The 15,314-nt window shown below is 34.9% G+C and carries 16 protein-coding genes; 3 read left to right on the forward strand and 13 right to left on the reverse strand.

What is annotated here, in order from left to right; all coding sequences use genetic code 11:
* Nucleotides 1–26 precede the first annotated feature (26 nt).
* The 4 genes from BCI01S_RS13650 to BCI01S_RS13665 form a co-directional block, all read right to left on the reverse strand.
* On the reverse strand, nucleotides 27–266 hold the full coding sequence (locus BCI01S_RS13650) for a helix-turn-helix domain-containing protein (RefSeq protein ID WP_061799259.1): 240 nt from the start codon (nucleotides 264–266) through the stop codon (nucleotides 27–29).
* A 145-nt stretch (nucleotides 267–411) separates the two neighbouring features.
* Nucleotides 412–1,974: a bifunctional diguanylate cyclase/phosphodiesterase gene (locus BCI01S_RS13655; protein WP_309325685.1), complete on the reverse strand. Its 1,563-nt coding sequence runs from the start codon at nucleotides 1,972–1,974 to the stop codon at nucleotides 412–414.
* Nucleotides 1,926–2,918 carry a PAS domain S-box protein gene (locus BCI01S_RS13660; protein ID WP_061799271.1) on the reverse strand — a complete coding sequence of 331 codons (993 nt, stop codon included), beginning with the start codon at nucleotides 2,916–2,918 and terminating at the stop codon, nucleotides 1,926–1,928. The genes BCI01S_RS13655 and BCI01S_RS13660 overlap by 49 nt, the downstream gene beginning before the upstream one ends.
* Before the next feature lie 169 nt (nucleotides 2,919–3,087).
* The gene (locus BCI01S_RS13665) at nucleotides 3,088–3,573 is read right to left on the reverse strand and encodes a sigma-70 family RNA polymerase sigma factor (protein ID WP_061799277.1); all 486 of its coding nucleotides are present in this window, start codon (nucleotides 3,571–3,573) and stop codon (nucleotides 3,088–3,090) included.
* 270 nt (nucleotides 3,574–3,843) lie between these two features.
* On the opposite strand from BCI01S_RS13665, the gene BCI01S_RS13670 reads away from it, so the two are divergent.
* A complete protein-coding gene (locus BCI01S_RS13670) occupies nucleotides 3,844–4,314 on the forward strand; it encodes a tRNA (cytidine(34)-2'-O)-methyltransferase (RefSeq protein ID WP_061799282.1) in 471 nt (156 codons plus the stop codon).
* A gap of 58 nt (nucleotides 4,315–4,372) precedes the next feature.
* Here the strand turns inward: BCI01S_RS13670 and BCI01S_RS13675 are convergent, their stop codons facing one another.
* The 5 genes from BCI01S_RS13675 to BCI01S_RS13695 all read right to left on the reverse strand — a co-directional run bounded on the left by BCI01S_RS13675 (nucleotide 4,373) and on the right by BCI01S_RS13695 (nucleotide 8,555).
* Nucleotides 4,373–5,071 carry an ABC transporter permease gene (locus BCI01S_RS13675; RefSeq protein ID WP_061799287.1) on the reverse strand — a complete coding sequence of 233 codons (699 nt, stop codon included), beginning with the start codon at nucleotides 5,069–5,071 and terminating at the stop codon, nucleotides 4,373–4,375.
* A gap of 31 nt (nucleotides 5,072–5,102) precedes the next feature.
* Entirely contained in the window at nucleotides 5,103–6,026 is a 924-nt protein-coding gene (locus tag BCI01S_RS13680; RefSeq protein ID WP_047942048.1) for an ABC transporter ATP-binding protein, read from the reverse strand.
* A gap of 90 nt (nucleotides 6,027–6,116) precedes the next feature.
* Complete coding sequence (locus BCI01S_RS13685) at nucleotides 6,117–7,049, reverse strand: sensor histidine kinase (RefSeq protein ID WP_061799291.1); 933 nt, start codon at nucleotides 7,047–7,049, stop codon at nucleotides 6,117–6,119.
* The gene (locus BCI01S_RS13690; RefSeq protein ID WP_047942160.1) at nucleotides 7,046–7,702 is read right to left on the reverse strand and encodes a response regulator transcription factor; all 657 of its coding nucleotides are present in this window, start codon (nucleotides 7,700–7,702) and stop codon (nucleotides 7,046–7,048) included. The genes BCI01S_RS13685 and BCI01S_RS13690 overlap by 4 nt, the downstream gene beginning before the upstream one ends.
* Nucleotides 7,703–8,024: 322 nt before the next feature.
* Nucleotides 8,025–8,555 carry a dihydrofolate reductase family protein gene (locus BCI01S_RS13695; protein ID WP_061799295.1) on the reverse strand — a complete coding sequence of 177 codons (531 nt, stop codon included), beginning with the start codon at nucleotides 8,553–8,555 and terminating at the stop codon, nucleotides 8,025–8,027.
* A gap of 88 nt (nucleotides 8,556–8,643) precedes the next feature.
* On the opposite strand from BCI01S_RS13695, the gene BCI01S_RS13700 reads away from it, so the two are divergent.
* Nucleotides 8,644–9,624 (forward strand): helix-turn-helix transcriptional regulator, encoded by a 981-nt coding sequence (locus BCI01S_RS13700; RefSeq protein ID WP_061799301.1) that lies wholly within the window; start codon nucleotides 8,644–8,646, stop codon nucleotides 9,622–9,624.
* A gap of 356 nt (nucleotides 9,625–9,980) precedes the next feature.
* On the forward strand, nucleotides 9,981–11,243 hold the full coding sequence (locus tag BCI01S_RS13705) for a S1C family serine protease (protein ID WP_061799312.1): 1,263 nt from the start codon (nucleotides 9,981–9,983) through the stop codon (nucleotides 11,241–11,243).
* Nucleotides 11,244–11,772: 529 nt separating this feature from the next.
* Here BCI01S_RS13705 and BCI01S_RS13710 read toward each other — a convergent pair.
* The 4 genes from BCI01S_RS13710 to BCI01S_RS13725 form a co-directional block, all read right to left on the reverse strand.
* A complete protein-coding gene (locus BCI01S_RS13710) occupies nucleotides 11,773–12,210 on the reverse strand; it encodes a YhfM domain-containing protein (protein ID WP_061799318.1) in 438 nt (145 codons plus the stop codon).
* A gap of 415 nt (nucleotides 12,211–12,625) precedes the next feature.
* Nucleotides 12,626–13,690 (reverse strand): SIS domain-containing protein, encoded by a 1,065-nt coding sequence (locus tag BCI01S_RS13715; RefSeq protein ID WP_061799323.1) that lies wholly within the window; start codon nucleotides 13,688–13,690, stop codon nucleotides 12,626–12,628.
* Between the two features lie 14 nt (nucleotides 13,691–13,704).
* The gene (locus tag BCI01S_RS13720; RefSeq protein WP_061799326.1) at nucleotides 13,705–14,514 is read right to left on the reverse strand and encodes a PTS system mannose/fructose/sorbose family transporter subunit IID; all 810 of its coding nucleotides are present in this window, start codon (nucleotides 14,512–14,514) and stop codon (nucleotides 13,705–13,707) included.
* A complete protein-coding gene (locus BCI01S_RS13725; protein ID WP_047942037.1) occupies nucleotides 14,507–15,295 on the reverse strand; it encodes a PTS mannose/fructose/sorbose/N-acetylgalactosamine transporter subunit IIC in 789 nt (262 codons plus the stop codon). The genes BCI01S_RS13720 and BCI01S_RS13725 overlap by 8 nt, the downstream gene beginning before the upstream one ends.
* Nucleotides 15,296–15,314: the final 19 nt, after the last annotated feature.

Here is a 15,314-nt window from a genome sequence, read left to right on the forward strand (position 1 = left end):
AACACTCCTTCTTTTTCACACACTTTTTAATCTAGTTCCTCCATCGTCTCTTTAATAAGAACTGCATCCAGCTGTAAATCAAGTACTTCACAAATTTTGTATAGGGTACTTACTTTTGGTTCCTTTTGCCCTCTTTCAATTTGACCAAGGTGGGCATAGTGTAAGCCTGTTTCATCCGCAAGCTCAAACTGAGTGAGCTTTTTCTGTAACCTCCTCTCTTTAAGTAATTTATAATCAATACAACTTTTTTCCCCTCTTGTTTTCAAATTTATCACCTCCTTTAGAACTATTATGAAGGAAATGAATAACCAGTAAAACTTCCTATAGGCAGGAATTTGTTAACATTTTGTTAATTTTTAGGAATCAACTGTAAAAACAGAAAAAAGACGGTTCGATGGAAGGTCATTGACCTCACAAGAACCGTCCCTCTGCTTCCGTTAAAAATGAAAGTATTTCGCTTGGTGGAAGGGGTTTGCTATATAAGTAGCCTTGTAGGTTAGTGCATCCTTTGCTTTTTAGGAAGTCAGACTGCTCATGGGTTTCTACTCCTTCTGCAATCACATTCATACCTAATTCCGATGCAAGGATGATAATCGCTGAAACAATGGCTGCATCTTCCTGACTAGCAGGAAGATGACTAATAAATGACTTATCAATTTTAATCGTATCTGCTTGAAACTGTTTTAAGTACATGAAGGAAGCATATCCCGTTCCAAAGTCATCAATGGAGACTTTTATGCCCATGCTCCGCAATGTAGAAACCGTATCTCGAACGAGAAATTCATGGTTAGATAACACACTTTCTGTTATTTCTATTTCTAGGTATTCAGAAGAAATCTTATATTCCATCAGTTTTTTGCTCACTAGTGCAGCGAAATCTTGTTTTAAGAGCTGTTTAATCGATACATTGATGGCGATGGGGATTTTTATATTTAACTTTTCCCATTCTTTTATTTGAGCACATGCTTCATTTAGAATCCACTCACCAAGCAGTAAAATAAAGTCACTTTCCTCCGCTAGGGAAATAAAGGCTGCAGGACTGATTACCCCTTTCTCTGGCGAAATCCACCTAATTAATGCTTCCACTCCAATAAAATTACCTGTTTCTATATTCACTTTAGGTTGGTAATAAAGAACAAACTCGTTTTCTTTCAGTGCTTTTTTTAGATTGCTCTTTAACTGAAAAGCACTGACAGCATTTTCATTCATTTTTGGATCATACAAATTAAAGGCATTGCCACCCACTTTCTTCATACTATACATAGCAATATCAGCATTCTTCTTCAGTTCCTCAAACGTTTGGCCATGTTCCCCACTAAGACTTATACCGATGCTTCCATGGGTGGAAAATTCTTGACCATCTATAATGATCGGTTCTTCAATTGCTTGGAGAATTTTAGCAGCTAATGCACGTAACATGGATTTGCTAATATAATTACTAATTAATATAACAAATTCATCCCCGCCCATTCGTGCCACCACATTCTTTTCACCAATGGCTTCTTGAATTCGTTTCCCTACTTCTTGTATTAACCTATCTCCTGATGAATGACCAAAAGTATCGTTATGTGGTTTTAAGTTATCTAAATCTAAAAACATAACTGCAAGGTGGCTCGTTTCTTGTAAGCGCTGCGAGAAGATCTCCTTTAAATACCGCAAATTCGGCAGATTTGTTAAACTATCATAATTTGCTAGATATTTAATCTTTTCTTCATGGAAATGGCGTTCCAAAGCAATTCCTGTCAAATGACTAAAATCTTTTAACATTTCAATATCAGAATCCTTTGGTTCCAATGGTTCCTTATAATAAACAGCAAATGTTCCTAATAAGGAATCTTTAGATGAGATAATGGGCAATGACCAGCAGGAACGCAATCCATTCGCGAGTGCAATTGCCCTCCAATTTGACCAAGATGGATCTGTTTCTATATCCGCTGTAATTTTAATTCCTTCGTGTATGCTGAATGGCCACAGGAGGCAAAATTCTCTCCTACAGGAAACTTATCAATTTTTTCAATGAATGTAGAATCTAGCTTTGGACCATAGCCAAAACGCAGCCAATTATGCTCTTCTTCATAATACATAATCGAACAAATTCCTTTTAAAAGTTCTTCTACGCTTTCAGTAATATATTCAATTATTTGTTCTAATGGTTCACCCACGGCAATTCTCGATAAAATAGCCTTTTGTTTCTTTTGCAGTTCCTCAATGCTTTTCTTTTCTGTTATATCTTGGGCGATTCCATGTATACCGATAACTTGATCATTTAACTTCAATGGAATCGTGGTCAATTTGATATCCCGGATTTTCCCATCTTTTCGAATGATTTGCGACTCAATCCCTTGAGTCATTCCACAACAGACCTTGTCAAAACGCAGCAGCACTTTCGGAAGTTGTTCAGGTACGATTAAATCACGGAAATTTAATCTCGTTAATTCCTCCTTTGTATACCCGCTGATTTCTTCTGCAACTTTATTAACATCTAAAAAATTGCCTTCCTTGTCCAAAGTATAGACTCCATCTGGGTCATGTAGAAATAGAGATTTATATATTTGTTCACTTTTTTCTAATTTCGTAATATCTCGTCCAAATACGATTAGATTTTGACGATTTCCAGCTGAATCAAATATCGGTACCTTAATTATCTCAAATATACGCTCTGAGTTTTGGAAAAAAAACGACCCTTTTACTTCTATCTGTTTTCCTGTCTGCCAAGCTTGGAGATCACTTTTCACAAAGCCAGGCACATACGCAGCAATATGAGGATATAGCTCTCCTAATTCCTCGTCTGTTTTCCCTTGATATTTCTCTATATTAAAAAGTTCCAATGTGTTACGATTCGCTTCTATCCAGCGGCCTTCTTTATCCTTTAAAATAATAATATCAGGACTTGCATTAATAAACGGTTCTAATTTCATAGCTTTCTCCCTATTTTTACGGTCATATACAATCCATTATATAGGTTCAGTAAAATTTGGACTATATGAATTCTCGAACAATTTATTAAGTGAAGGATGATCCATCCAAATAAAAGATTCTCATAATCAATAGGGATGTTATTCGTAGTGGTTAGTCATCGCTTTCTCTCTAGAATTCCAATATCCGCTTCAACTTCTCCTTCGCTGTTTTCCGCCACCATTTCACAGCAGAAGGCGATACTCGTTCTTTCTGTGCTATTTCTTTTACAGTTAGCTGATGAACAAAGGTGGCTATTACCCAAGTTGTCTCCCCCTCAGATAGTTCCTTGCAAAGACCTTTTATATAGTCCTCTTCTTCTCGGTATAGAATAGGACTTTCCATCAGCGCCCAAAACTCTTCACTTGGGTAATCATTCCTTTCTGCCTCTCTTGTCCGCCGCTTCAATTCATCAAGAAATCTTCCTTGCATATGTCGATATAAGTAATTGCTGTATTTACCCTTTTCCTCCTTAAACTGACTCATCGTTTCCCAAATGCTTATTAAACCAATTTGAAAAAACTCTTGCTTGTCTTTATAAATCAGCAACTTTTTTATCATATGGTGGATCATCGGAGTAAACTCCTCTACTAATTGCTCGTAATTCTTCCCTTCCACATTCGTTTCCTTCCAGAAAAGCGCCTTTCCTTTTTATTCCTAGGTACCTTTACTTTATGGAAAAATAAGGAGACTTTCGACAGAAGAAAAGATACGATAGAATACAAAAAATGCAAGTAATATTTAGAATTGACGTCTAACTTGAAGGTAGAGTGAGGGTTATTTGATAAATAGCCCTATTTTAAGAGGCTGTTATCCTTTAAATAAATCTGCCGCTGCCTCAAAATATGCTATAATTCGAAAGGGAAAATATAAATAGAGGTGACATTCATGGCCATACACGTTGTCTTGTATCAGCCAGAAATTCCGGCTAATACTGCCAATATTGCACGTACTTGTGCAGGAACAAATACAGCGCTGCATTTAATTCGACCACTTGGTTTTTCAACCGATGAAAAGATGATCAAACAAGCAGGTCTAGATTTCTGGGAGAACGTAAATATTACCTATTACGATTCATTAGACGATTTTTTTTTGAAAAATCAAGGCGAATTTTACTATATTGAAACATTCGCTGAAAAAACCTATACAGCCTATGATTTCACTGACCAATCAAAGGACTATTACTTCATATTCGGAAAAGAAACAACGGGCTTGCCAAAAGACTTACTAGAAACACACAAAGACCATTTTCTACGAATTCCAATGACCGAACACATTCGATCCCTAAACCTTTCCAATACAGCAGCAATACTAGTATTTGAAGCATTACGACAACAAGGATATTCACAAATAAAATAAGGAAGCAGAATCTCCTCTGCTTCCCTTTTTTCATTAGTTTTCTTGGAGCCTGAAATAATTACTGTAAATCAATTGAATCCATCTTGCGTATAGTCATGTTAACAATGCCAATTGCAACAATTGTTAAAGTAATAGGGATATAAATAATATTAGCCAAGGAAAAGTCCGTCCCGATCGAGGAACACATAATCATAACAATCAACAGAGAGGAACCAATTGTTGCAGGGGTTGAATAATTTCTCATCCCAAAATAGAGAGGCACAAGCGATGCACCTGCAGTTGCCACATTAAATACCAATATATTTAATAGCTCGGAACGAAATTGATTAATCGTTACATTCATTTCAATTGTTAGATGAAATACTTGATTTAGCCCGAGAAAACTCAGAATGACAAACAGATTAGAAATAATCAACGTCACGAATGTCATAATAAAAATCAAGACAATCTTTGCGCTCATTATTTTTTTCCGATCTATTGGGTAAGAAAACAAAACAAGCGCAGTTCGATTTTTGAACTCATCTATGATGACCTTCGAAATTAGCACAGAAGCAAAAACAACAAATACGCCACGAACCATTGTTCCAGCAACCATGGAATAATCCGCAAAGCTTTGAAAGGATTCCTCTCCTTCCATTATTTGCTCGAAAGTAATCATGCATAATAACCCAAGAATAACGATATTAGCAATAATAGCTCCTTTAATAAACCAACCTAATTTATGTTTTCTAAGCTCCAGCTTGATTAAATGAAACAAAATATATCCTCCTATTATCATTAAAAGTTAATTAATGATTGATTTTTTCCAATCCAACTTTCTTTATAAAATACTCTTCTAATGAGGTTTGTTTCTTTGTCATAGACTCTACATCAATATCCTCTACTATCAACGTTTTCGTTATTTGTGATGGAGTAATGGCTGTATCATAAATACGAATCACCTCATCATCGATCACTTTCAAATTATTCATATTCAATTTATTGTGTAAAACAAAAGCTGCTTTGCGCTGATTATTTGTTACTAATTCTAGATAATCTGTATTTTTCGCCTTTATAGAATCCATCGTTGCTTCTTCGATAAGTTTACCGTTTTTTATCACACCAATCGTGTCTGCAATTTGTTCAATTTCACCGATTATATGACTAGAAACCAAAATGGTCATTCCATATTCTTTATTAAGGATATTAAACAATTTTCTCATTGACTTAATCCCAGCTGGATCTAGCCCATTAATCGGCTCATCTAAAATTAATAATTCCGGCTTAGTGATAATTGCTCTGGCAACACATAAACGCTGCCTCATCCCCAAGGAAAAGTCTTTTGGTTTCATCGTTTCCACATTTTCAAGGCCAACCCACTCTAACGCTTCCTTAATTGCTTTTTTGTTATGGTAACCCATGTACTCACAATGTAGTTCTAGATTTTCTAAAGCAGTCATTTTCTCATAAAAAATCGGATACTCAATCATGCTGCCAATTCTCGTCAGGTAATCATAGGAATTCGGAAGAAGGGGCTTTCCGAAGATTGTAATACTACCTTGTGTAGGCTTAATCATATTGGTCAGCATCTTCATAATCGTAGATTTCCCTGCACCATTAGGACCAAGAAATCCATATACTTCTCCTTGTTTAATATGAAGGGAAACCTGGGATACGACTTCACGTCCTTGTATGGTTTTGGTTAAATCTTTTGTTCGTACAGCATAGTCCATCTAAATCCTCCTCATTTACTATCTGTCTTCATTTTAGCTCCTATCCCTTGCTTTTTTCTGTCTTAAATCTTACAAAAACCTTAAGATTCCTTACCCATTCATTCGCCTAAAGGTAATGTTAAATGAAGTTTTTTCATATGGAATAGAATGCACGGAAATTTCTCCGTGCATCTCTTCGACTAGCCTTTTGGTAATAGTCAGCCCTAAACCACTGCCTTGAAATGCTTTATTTCTCGAATCGTCAAGTGTAAATAGACGCTCAAAGATATTCGCTTGGTCAGCTTCGTCGATTCCCTTCCCGCGATCAAACACTTCTATATAAACCTGCTGTTCATCAAAATACAGGCTTAATCCAATTACCTTCCCATCGAGACCATAACGGAGCGCATTCGAAAGGAGGTTATGTAAAACACGATTTACAGCTTCCTCATTTCCCAGCGCAAAGACAGACTCATCAGGGATATCAATCATTGCCTCTAGCCCTTTGGCTCTTATCCAATCATGGAATGTTAAGATATTTTTCCTGCATAGTTCAGATAAATTTACTATTTCAAGGGGAATTTCTTTATCACCAGACTCAAGCTTTGCGAGATCAAAGAATGTATTCATTAATTGAATAAGCTCCATTGTTTTGTCATGCACCTGACTTAATAATTGCACTCTTTCTGTTTCTGTAATGGGAAAATCTTTCTGAAACATTTCAATATAACCGGCAATTACCGTAAGAGGTGTTTTTAAGTCATGGGAAATATTTGCAAGCATGCGCTTCATGGAATGTTCCATTTTGATAAATTCTCGGGACTTTTCGTGACGATCATCTAATACTTGATTGATGTTTATAAGGAGATCTTTTAATTGTTGATCATTTGAGACCACGAGAATTCTTTCATTCGTTTGCCTCTGCAGAATTTTTTTTAGTTTGGTTGATAAATATGCTATATGTTGATCCCGATTTTTCCTTTGTCGATATTGATACACGTTAAAAATAAGAAGAACCAAAATAATACTGATCCAGATAATCATTCAAACTCCCCTAACTTATAACCAATCCCCCATATTGTTTTGATATAAATAGGATCAGAGGGATTATCCTCAATTTTTTCGCGCAATCGTCTCATATGGACATTAATAACATTATCATCACCAAAATAATCATCGCTCCAAACAGAACGATAAATTTGTTCCTTTGTAAACACTTTCTTTTGGTTGCTAAAAAACAAAAGCAGGATTTTCCATTCTGTCGCTGTCAAATTAATTTCCAAACCATTCTTCCATACCCGATGATTTTCTTTATCTAATTCCAATTCATAGACTTTCATCCTTGATGGCTTAGATTCTTCACGACTTTTGTCAGCGTACTGTGTCGATCTTCTAATCGCTGCTTTTACTCTTGCAGCTAGTTCAATCATGGAAAATGGTTTTGTAATATAATCATCTGCACCAAACCCTAATCCTAAAGCTTTATCAATCTCTGTGTCTTTCGCTGACATGATGATAACAGGAATATAACTAGTTGTTCTGATACTTTGAAGAACATCCATCCCACTCAATTTCGGTAACATGATATCTAATAAAATCAAATCATAACGCTTTTCCTTAAACATTTGTCCTGCCGTCTTTCCATCAAAAACACATTCCACATTAAATCCTTCATTATGTAAATATCTTTTTACCATATCACTAATCGCAAGATCATCTTCCACAAGTAAAATAGTTTTTTGCACCTAGACTCCCCCTCTCTTATTTCCCTAAATATAAGAGCTAATTATTCTATAAAACATTTATTTACCTTTTATACTACTATAAGTAGTATAAATTAATAATGGCATTTATATGGAGTTTACGAAAAGTACACGTGAGAAAAGATTCCTTTTGCTTAAATTCCTATCCTATTTGGACATAAAAAAACTGCGCCTCCCGTTGTTAGATGTGTCTAACAATTGGGGCGCAGTAAAGGGACCGGGTTTAAGATATTTCAACTTTTTTTAGCCCAATCTCTTACCTTCTTCTTTCATAATGAACCTCTACAAACTGGTTGAAACATTTTGTTCCTTTTAAGATCAAGTCCACTTGATAATCAGCTTCTTTAAATAAAGGAACTCCTTCTCCAATTATCGCAGGGGCGATGGTAAGAATGAACTCATCTATTAACTTTTCTTTAAGAAAAGAGTGTAATAGTTCTCCCCCGCCAACCATCCATATATTCTTTCCCTCTTGTTTTTTTAATTTATTTGCAAACTCGATGATATCATCCTTTATAAATGTCACCTCGTCTGTATCCTTGTTTTCCTGTCTCGAAAAAACATAGCATTCCTTATTTTTATAAGAAAAATCGTTCGTATGATTGATAATCCAATCATATGTTTTTCTTCCCATTAGAATAGTATCTATCGTTTCGTAGAATGCAGAAAACCCATTATCTCCTTCTCCCTCTACTTTAAATAACCATTCTAATGATTCATCCTTCCCAGCAATATAACCATCTAGACTTGTTGCTGTAAATAATACGATATTCCGCTGTTTTTTCATATACATTCCTCCTAAAACGTTCGATGGTTATAGTATAATGTTTAATAATGACACCTTTTGTCATATATATAATTTTAGAGGTGATTGTATGCGGGCTGATCGGTTGATATCCATTTTGCTCCTGTTACAAAATAGAGGGAAAATGACAACAAAAGAATTAGCGAAGGAATTAGAAGTTACAGAAAGAACAATCCATCGGGATATGGATGCTTTAAGTACAGCAGGAATACCCATTGTAGCAGAAAGAGGGAAAATGGGGGGATGGACATTGCTTGACCAGTATCGTACGAACTTAACTGGATTAAAGTATGATGAAATGTTGTCTTTGCTTATTTCTCCTTCTGTTCAATTGCTATCCGACCTCGGATTAGCAAAAGAATGGCATGATGCCCGCCAGAAAATGGTTGCTGCACTCCCGAATACTTTTCGACAAGGTTCCCTCGATGTCTGGAACCGAATTCATATAGATACAACCGCATGGAAACAACCAGCGGAAAAACTTGTTTCCTTTAAAATAATCCAAGAAGCAATTTGGAAAGAAAAAGTACTGCATATTCAATATGAGCGAGCTGACGGAAAAGTAGTTTTTCGAATGGTCAATCCTTTAGGATTAGTAGCTAAAGGCAGTACTTGGTACTTAATTGCCTCCTCAGACGAAAAGATACGAAATTATCGAGCATCCAGACTCCTGTCCTTAGTGATGACAGAGGAAGCTTTTACTAGACCAATCGACTTCAATTTAGAGAAATATTGGCTGGAATCCACACAAACTTTTATTAGCTCTCTTCCTGAATATAAGGTAGAAGTGGAAGCAGCGCCATCGATTATTCATAGAATGAAATTCACCACACGTTTTGTGCAAATCGAAAGAATAGGAACACCAACTGCAGAGGGATGGCTCCCTGTAAGCCTGCGCAGTGATACAGAACAAGAAGCAATTGCCTATATTTTAGGCTTTGGCGATCAAATCAGAGTCATCTCCCCTTCCACGCTGAAACAGGAAATTTACCAAATGGCGAAGAAGATAGTTGATTTTTATAACCTAAGGAAGGAAAACAATGCAAAATAAAATTAAATGCAATTAAACAAAAACATGGTCAATTTTATCTTTCTGCTCCAGCATCAGTAGTCTTTAACACTCTAGGATATATTTACTAGGCAGGTGCATTTTCATCTTTTTAAGATTCGGATAATTCAAATATCAAAGTTTATGAGAAGTTGGGAAGATGATAGATATTCAAGCCTTTTATAAAAAACTCAAAATGTAATGGCAAATCTACAATACTGTTTAATTATTAAATTAACAGTATTTCACAAAAATACATTTATATTATCAGTACTTGCTAGGAAACCAACCCTATCTTTGCAAAAATTGTGATATCATATTGATAAATAGACTCAAAATGTAAGAAAAGAGGGAATTTAGTGTATTGTAGGCATTGTGGAAATCAGCTTGATACAAAAGATAAAAAGTGTCCAGCCTGTAATAAGTCAGTAAGAAGTTTTAGTACAGCTTTACACTGGATAATTAGTATTGTTATGTTTTTTAGTTGTTTATCTTTAATTGGTATATTATATATAAAAATGGGTGACCTTCGAAAGGCTTTAGATAGCCAACAACTACTTGCTTCAAAAATAGAGTCTTCTAAAGATATAAACGAGACTGTCGAAAAGGTAGTTTCTAAACCAGAAGAAGAAAAGGTAGTATCCGAACCAGCAGAGATGCCGGCAAAAGAAAAGAAAACTGTTTCAAAGACAGAATCAGCATTACCTACAGCCCAAAAAGAAGCAGAAAAAATTATTTACAAGCAAGTAGAAGTTCCGATAAAAGAAAAGAAAACTGCTCCAAAAGAGGAATCTACTATACTAAAAATAGAGAAAGAAAAAATTACCTACAAGCAAATAGAAGTTCCGATAGAAGAAAGGAAAGATACAACAGCTTTAATAAAGTCTGCACAAGAAAAGGTGTTTACTATTTTTACTAACGCTGGGCAAGGTTCTGGATTTTTGATTAATAATAATGGTGATGTCCTAACAAATGCTCATGTAGTGGAAGGCTCCACTTCAGTTGAGGTAAAAGGGAAAGATGGAAAGAGATATTCTGGTACCGTTATCGGTTATAGTAACAATTCAGATGTGGCAGTTATTCGTGCGCCTGATTTAGCTGGTCAGGAGCCATTGGAGCTGGAATCAACAAGCCCTGCAGAAATAGGTGCCGAAGTAATGACACTCGGAAGCCCTCAAGGCTATGAAAATACAGTCACTTTAGGCAATATTAGTGGAATCGGGCGGACCTTTGTTATTGATCAATTCGAATATGAAGAGGTGTATCAAATTTCTGCCCCAATTGCTCCAGGAAGTAGTGGTGGTCCTCTTGTAGATAAATCAACAGGTAAGGTAATTGCCATAAACTCAGCAGTAGATACCAGAGATGCAAACATTGGCTTCAGTATACCCCTCTATAAAATATATGATTTAATCTCTTCATGGATTTCTAATCCTATGAGCGAAAAAGAAATAGCATCCTATTTTTACAATGATGATGGTGACTTTATCTATCAAAACCTCTTTTCAAACCATGGGTACTTTGATAGAGGCAGCTATAAAGATGAATACCATGAGTACGCTGAAGTACCAAAAGAATGGTACGATAACTTAGAGGAAGATACTAATACTGCTCAGGAATAAAAAGACTAGAGAGGAACGGTGCTACCGCTTCCTCTCTAGTATTAGATAAAAAGTAATTACTCCAAAGTAATATCCGGTCTCCTTTGTAAGTAATTTCATTCGTATATTTTTAGAATTTCTCACATTCCAGTTTAGTGTTTAGTGGCTCTTTTTTATTCAAAGAAAGTACTAGCCTTAAAATGCAACTGTTTAAGTCATTCAAATTTTTGATTTAGTCTCATTGATGTCGCGTTTTAAGTATGTTTTAAATAAGGATTATTCATTATGAGAAATGCTCCGAAAGCTAGTGTGTTATTCCATTTTCCAAGACTATTGTGCTTATAAAGATGAAATAAGGAGTTAATCCCACAGATACCACAGCTTGGTATAGAAACAAATCTAGTATTGGGTGTAAACTAATCAAATTCTATATTAAAATTTAACCTCATATAGTCAGGTGAAAGGATCGGGACCATCTTATCATAAAGTTTTTGGTTAGCATAAACCTCAAAGCCCCTTTTTCTAGACTTTAAAAAGAAGATAGCCTATTCTAAAATGTACTCTTTTTATTTCTTAATAGAGTTGAAAATTTACTGCTCATTTCTTCTGAAATTGTATAAATAGTATGAGAATTATCATCCATTTTCATTAATGCACTTTTTTCATTTTCTCCACCTAACCATAGATATAAACTTTCCGTTTTTTTGTTTTTATATTCAATATCTATATTAAAATTAGGATTAGACATATTTACAATCCTATTCTCTTTTACAGCATTTAATGCAATACCTCTTAAAAATTCAATCGAATCCTTATCAGCAAAAACATAGTCATTATTGCCTTTTATTTCTGAGATGCTAATTTTGACTATTTCTCCGTCATACTTAATATTATTGTTTAATGAATATGTTTCTTCTTGTGATTGACAACCTAAGAAAAAAATAGAGATAAAAGCTAGTGGTAAAATAAGTACAAAGATTCTTTTCATTACATAAGCTCCCTTGGTAAATAAATTGTTATTCTATAACAGACGGAATAAATTATAGAAATGTTTCTATTTATTAAGGAAATTTATTTTACCTTCTTTATTTATTATCTTTTGAATTTGCCAAATACCTCTTGATTGTTCATGATATCTCAAAATACTTCTCGAATAATCCATCCACTTAATGGAATCTTCTTGAACTTTTCATCTAACTCTATTAACCTCTCTTCTTCTATTCCTCGAATCAAGCTCTCACTCCCTGCCATCATATTTTCTCTATTTATATCAAAAAATAAGGAGCAAAAACTAAAAGTACAGAATCACTCCTTAAAATAGTTAGGACATCTTTAAATTCAAAAAAGCCTATCTTCCTTTAGGTTAGAAAGATAGACTTTTACTGATCAGCTATTGCTAATCTTTATATTTTCCCACTCAATTTTTTGCTTTCTAATTTCATATGGAATTTCGGATCTTTTGGTGTACTTGGATTAATTCCTTTTAAAGCAGGGACTATTGCACATATTAACTGTACTGCTATTGGATACACAAATGAATGATACAAATAATTATCTCCATTTTCTATCACCAAATTCTTATCCTCAAAACCATCTACCTTACTGCCAATGATATAGATATTATCTGTCCAGTCTGATAGAACGCTAATTAATTTATTTACTCTCGGCTCTTCTCCTGTATGCAAGAATATAATCGTAGAATCTTCATTAATTGCGTTATAGATTCCATGAATAAATTCTTCAAATTCATAACCAGTTACAGGAATACGCATCGTCTCTAATAATTTCAAAGCACCTTCTAAAGTATCCCCATATAATTCATTGGTGCCGACAATTCTTATTTCTTTTGCATTTTTTAGTTTTTCACTATTCTTTCGCACCCATTCTTCCGCAGAATAGTAAATATCTAGAAAGGCATCGCTTGTTTTATTTAATATTTCTATCACTTGCTTCGTTTCCTCACTACTCAATTTCCCATTTTCTTCTCCAATATAAAGAGCTAAAAGAAGCAAATTTAATTTTGTGCAATAAAATCCTTTTGTTTTTGCACCTGCTTTCTCTTCCCCACATTGAACAGTCAGTACATAATCGGCAATTTCATCAATTAGTGCATTATCTGTTCCCGCCATGGATGCTATGATACATCCTGACTCTTTGGCTAATTTCATAGAATTGTAGGTAGAATAACTACTTCCCCCTTGCGAGATTCCAATAAAGAGAGTATTTTTTGTGTCCTTTGTTAATAATTCCTTTGTAATTTGAAAAGGATAATAAGCTTCTACAGATAATCCAGTTAACTCACGCATTTTTTGTTGAACTTGCGCCCCTGAATGATAACTAGTTCCAGATCCTGTAATAATAATTCTATTAATCTCCTCTTTTTTAACAGTAGAAAACAGCTCACTTGATAGTGCAATTATTTCCTTCATTTTTGCTGGAGTTTCTTTTAAATAATCTGTAATATTCATTAATAATCTCTCCTTTATAATATTCCAATCCAATGTATAATTATTCCAATAAAAATAGTCGCAATTGTCATCTTAGATATGCTTACTTTTTTTCTAATCATCCAAAATACAACAAATGTTACTAATATTGGCAAAAGATTAGGCAAAATTTGATTCAATATGTCTTGAATTACTACTTCTGCTCCATTTACGCTAAATTTCAATGGTGTGGTGATATTTAACATAGTTGCTACCATTGCTCCCACTACAAGTAAACCAACTGTAGTAGCCATTGCCATAATTTTGTCCATCAGGCCTTCTTTTTGTATTCTTTCCAATGAATTCACACCAACAGAATAACCAAACTTTAATCCAAAAATTCTTACTAATAAATTGGGAACATTATAAAGCAGCAAAAACAGGATTGGACCAATCAGATTGCCATGCTCTGCAAAGGATATACCAATACCCGCAGCAATTATCCTCAATGTTCCCCAAAATAATGAATCTCCAATACCAGCTAACGGTCCCATAAGCGCTGTTTTTACCGCATTAATGGAACCAGTGTCAAAATCTTCATTATTTGCATTTTGTTCCTCCATCGCTGCACTAATTCCGGCAATAGTAGGAGAAACAACTGGTGTTGTATTAAAAATTTCCAAATGTCTTTTTAAAGCCTGTGCCTGTTCTTCTTCCTTTTCATATAATCTCTTGATTACCGGGATCATCGTATAACAAAAGCCGAGATTCTGCATTCTCTCATAGTTAAAGGCACCCTGCAGAGCAAATGACCGCCAAAAAACGCTTTGCAAGTCCTTTTTACTAAGCTTCTTCCCCTCACTCAAAGTTAATCTCTCCCTCCGTTAAATTATTACTTTCGTCCTTCTTCTTTCCAGCATCGTTATTATCAATGAAAAAGTTTAATAGAATTGCTAAACATACACCCATTAACGCTATTGCCATAACATCAAGTTCTAGATAGGATGCCGCTAAGAAACCAATAAAGAAAAATACGGCCATTTTTTTAGAAAACAGCATATCCATCAAGAGAGCAAATCCAATGGCTGGCAGCAGGTTTCCGGCAATAGTCATTCCCTCTAAAATCACTTTTGGAACTGAATTAATTAGATACGTAACTTTATCTGCCCCAAATAAAATTGCTAAAAAGGTTGGAACAAACACACTTAGGAAAAATAAAGAGATAGGTATCCACATCATGAGGGTAACTTTTTTAAAATCAGCTTTTTGCGCGTAATGATCAGCTTTATGTACAAAATAAGTATTAATTACCCTTACAAGTACACCTAGTGATTGAGCTAAAACTGCAATAGGAACTGCAAGTGCCAAGGCAACTTCTGGACCCTTTCCAGAAATTATCGCAAAAGCAGTACCCAAGACTCCTCCTGTCACAACATCGGGTGGTGTAGATGAACCGATGCCAGCAATCCCCATCCAGATTAATTCTAGTTGCGCACCAATAATAATCCCCGTCTTAAAATCACCAAGAACTAATCCAACCAATGCACCTAATACCAAAGGGCGTTCTAACATCAAGACTCCGAATAATCTGCTATCCAATATTCCTATACCGGCTATTAACCCCAATAATATTGCCTCATATAACAAAAATCTCGCCTCCCCTTAT

The sequence above is a fragment of the Niallia circulans NBRC 13626 genome, assembly GCF_001591585.1.
GTDB classification, from domain to species: domain Bacteria; phylum Bacillota; class Bacilli; order Bacillales; family Cytobacillaceae; genus Niallia; species Niallia circulans.

What these genes read in the sequence shown, in the direction of transcription:
- BCI01S_RS13660 (WP_061799271.1), bottom strand. Translation starts at nt 2,918, where the DNA reads ATGAAATTAGAACCGTTTATTAATGCAAGTCCTGATATTATTATTTTA.
- BCI01S_RS13670 (WP_061799282.1), top strand. Translation starts at nt 3,844, where the DNA reads ATGGCCATACACGTTGTCTTGTATCAGCCAGAAATTCCGGCTAATACT.
- BCI01S_RS13680 (WP_047942048.1), bottom strand. Translation starts at nt 6,026, where the DNA reads ATGGACTATGCTGTACGAACAAAAGATTTAACCAAAACCATACAAGGA.
- BCI01S_RS13685 (WP_061799291.1), bottom strand. Translation starts at nt 7,049, where the DNA reads ATGATTATCTGGATCAGTATTATTTTGGTTCTTCTTATTTTTAACGTG.
- BCI01S_RS13690 (WP_047942160.1), bottom strand. Translation starts at nt 7,702, where the DNA reads ATGGTAAAAAGATATTTACATAATGAAGGATTTAATGTGGAATGTGTT.
- BCI01S_RS13695 (WP_061799295.1), bottom strand. Translation starts at nt 8,555, where the DNA reads ATGAAAAAACAGCGGAATATCGTATTATTTACAGCAACAAGTCTAGAT.
- BCI01S_RS13700 (WP_061799301.1), top strand. Translation starts at nt 8,644, where the DNA reads ATGCGGGCTGATCGGTTGATATCCATTTTGCTCCTGTTACAAAATAGA.
- BCI01S_RS13710 (WP_061799318.1), bottom strand. Translation starts at nt 12,210, where the DNA reads ATGAAAAGAATCTTTGTACTTATTTTACCACTAGCTTTTATCTCTATT.
- BCI01S_RS13715 (WP_061799323.1), bottom strand. Translation starts at nt 13,690, where the DNA reads ATGAATATTACAGATTATTTAAAAGAAACTCCAGCAAAAATGAAGGAA.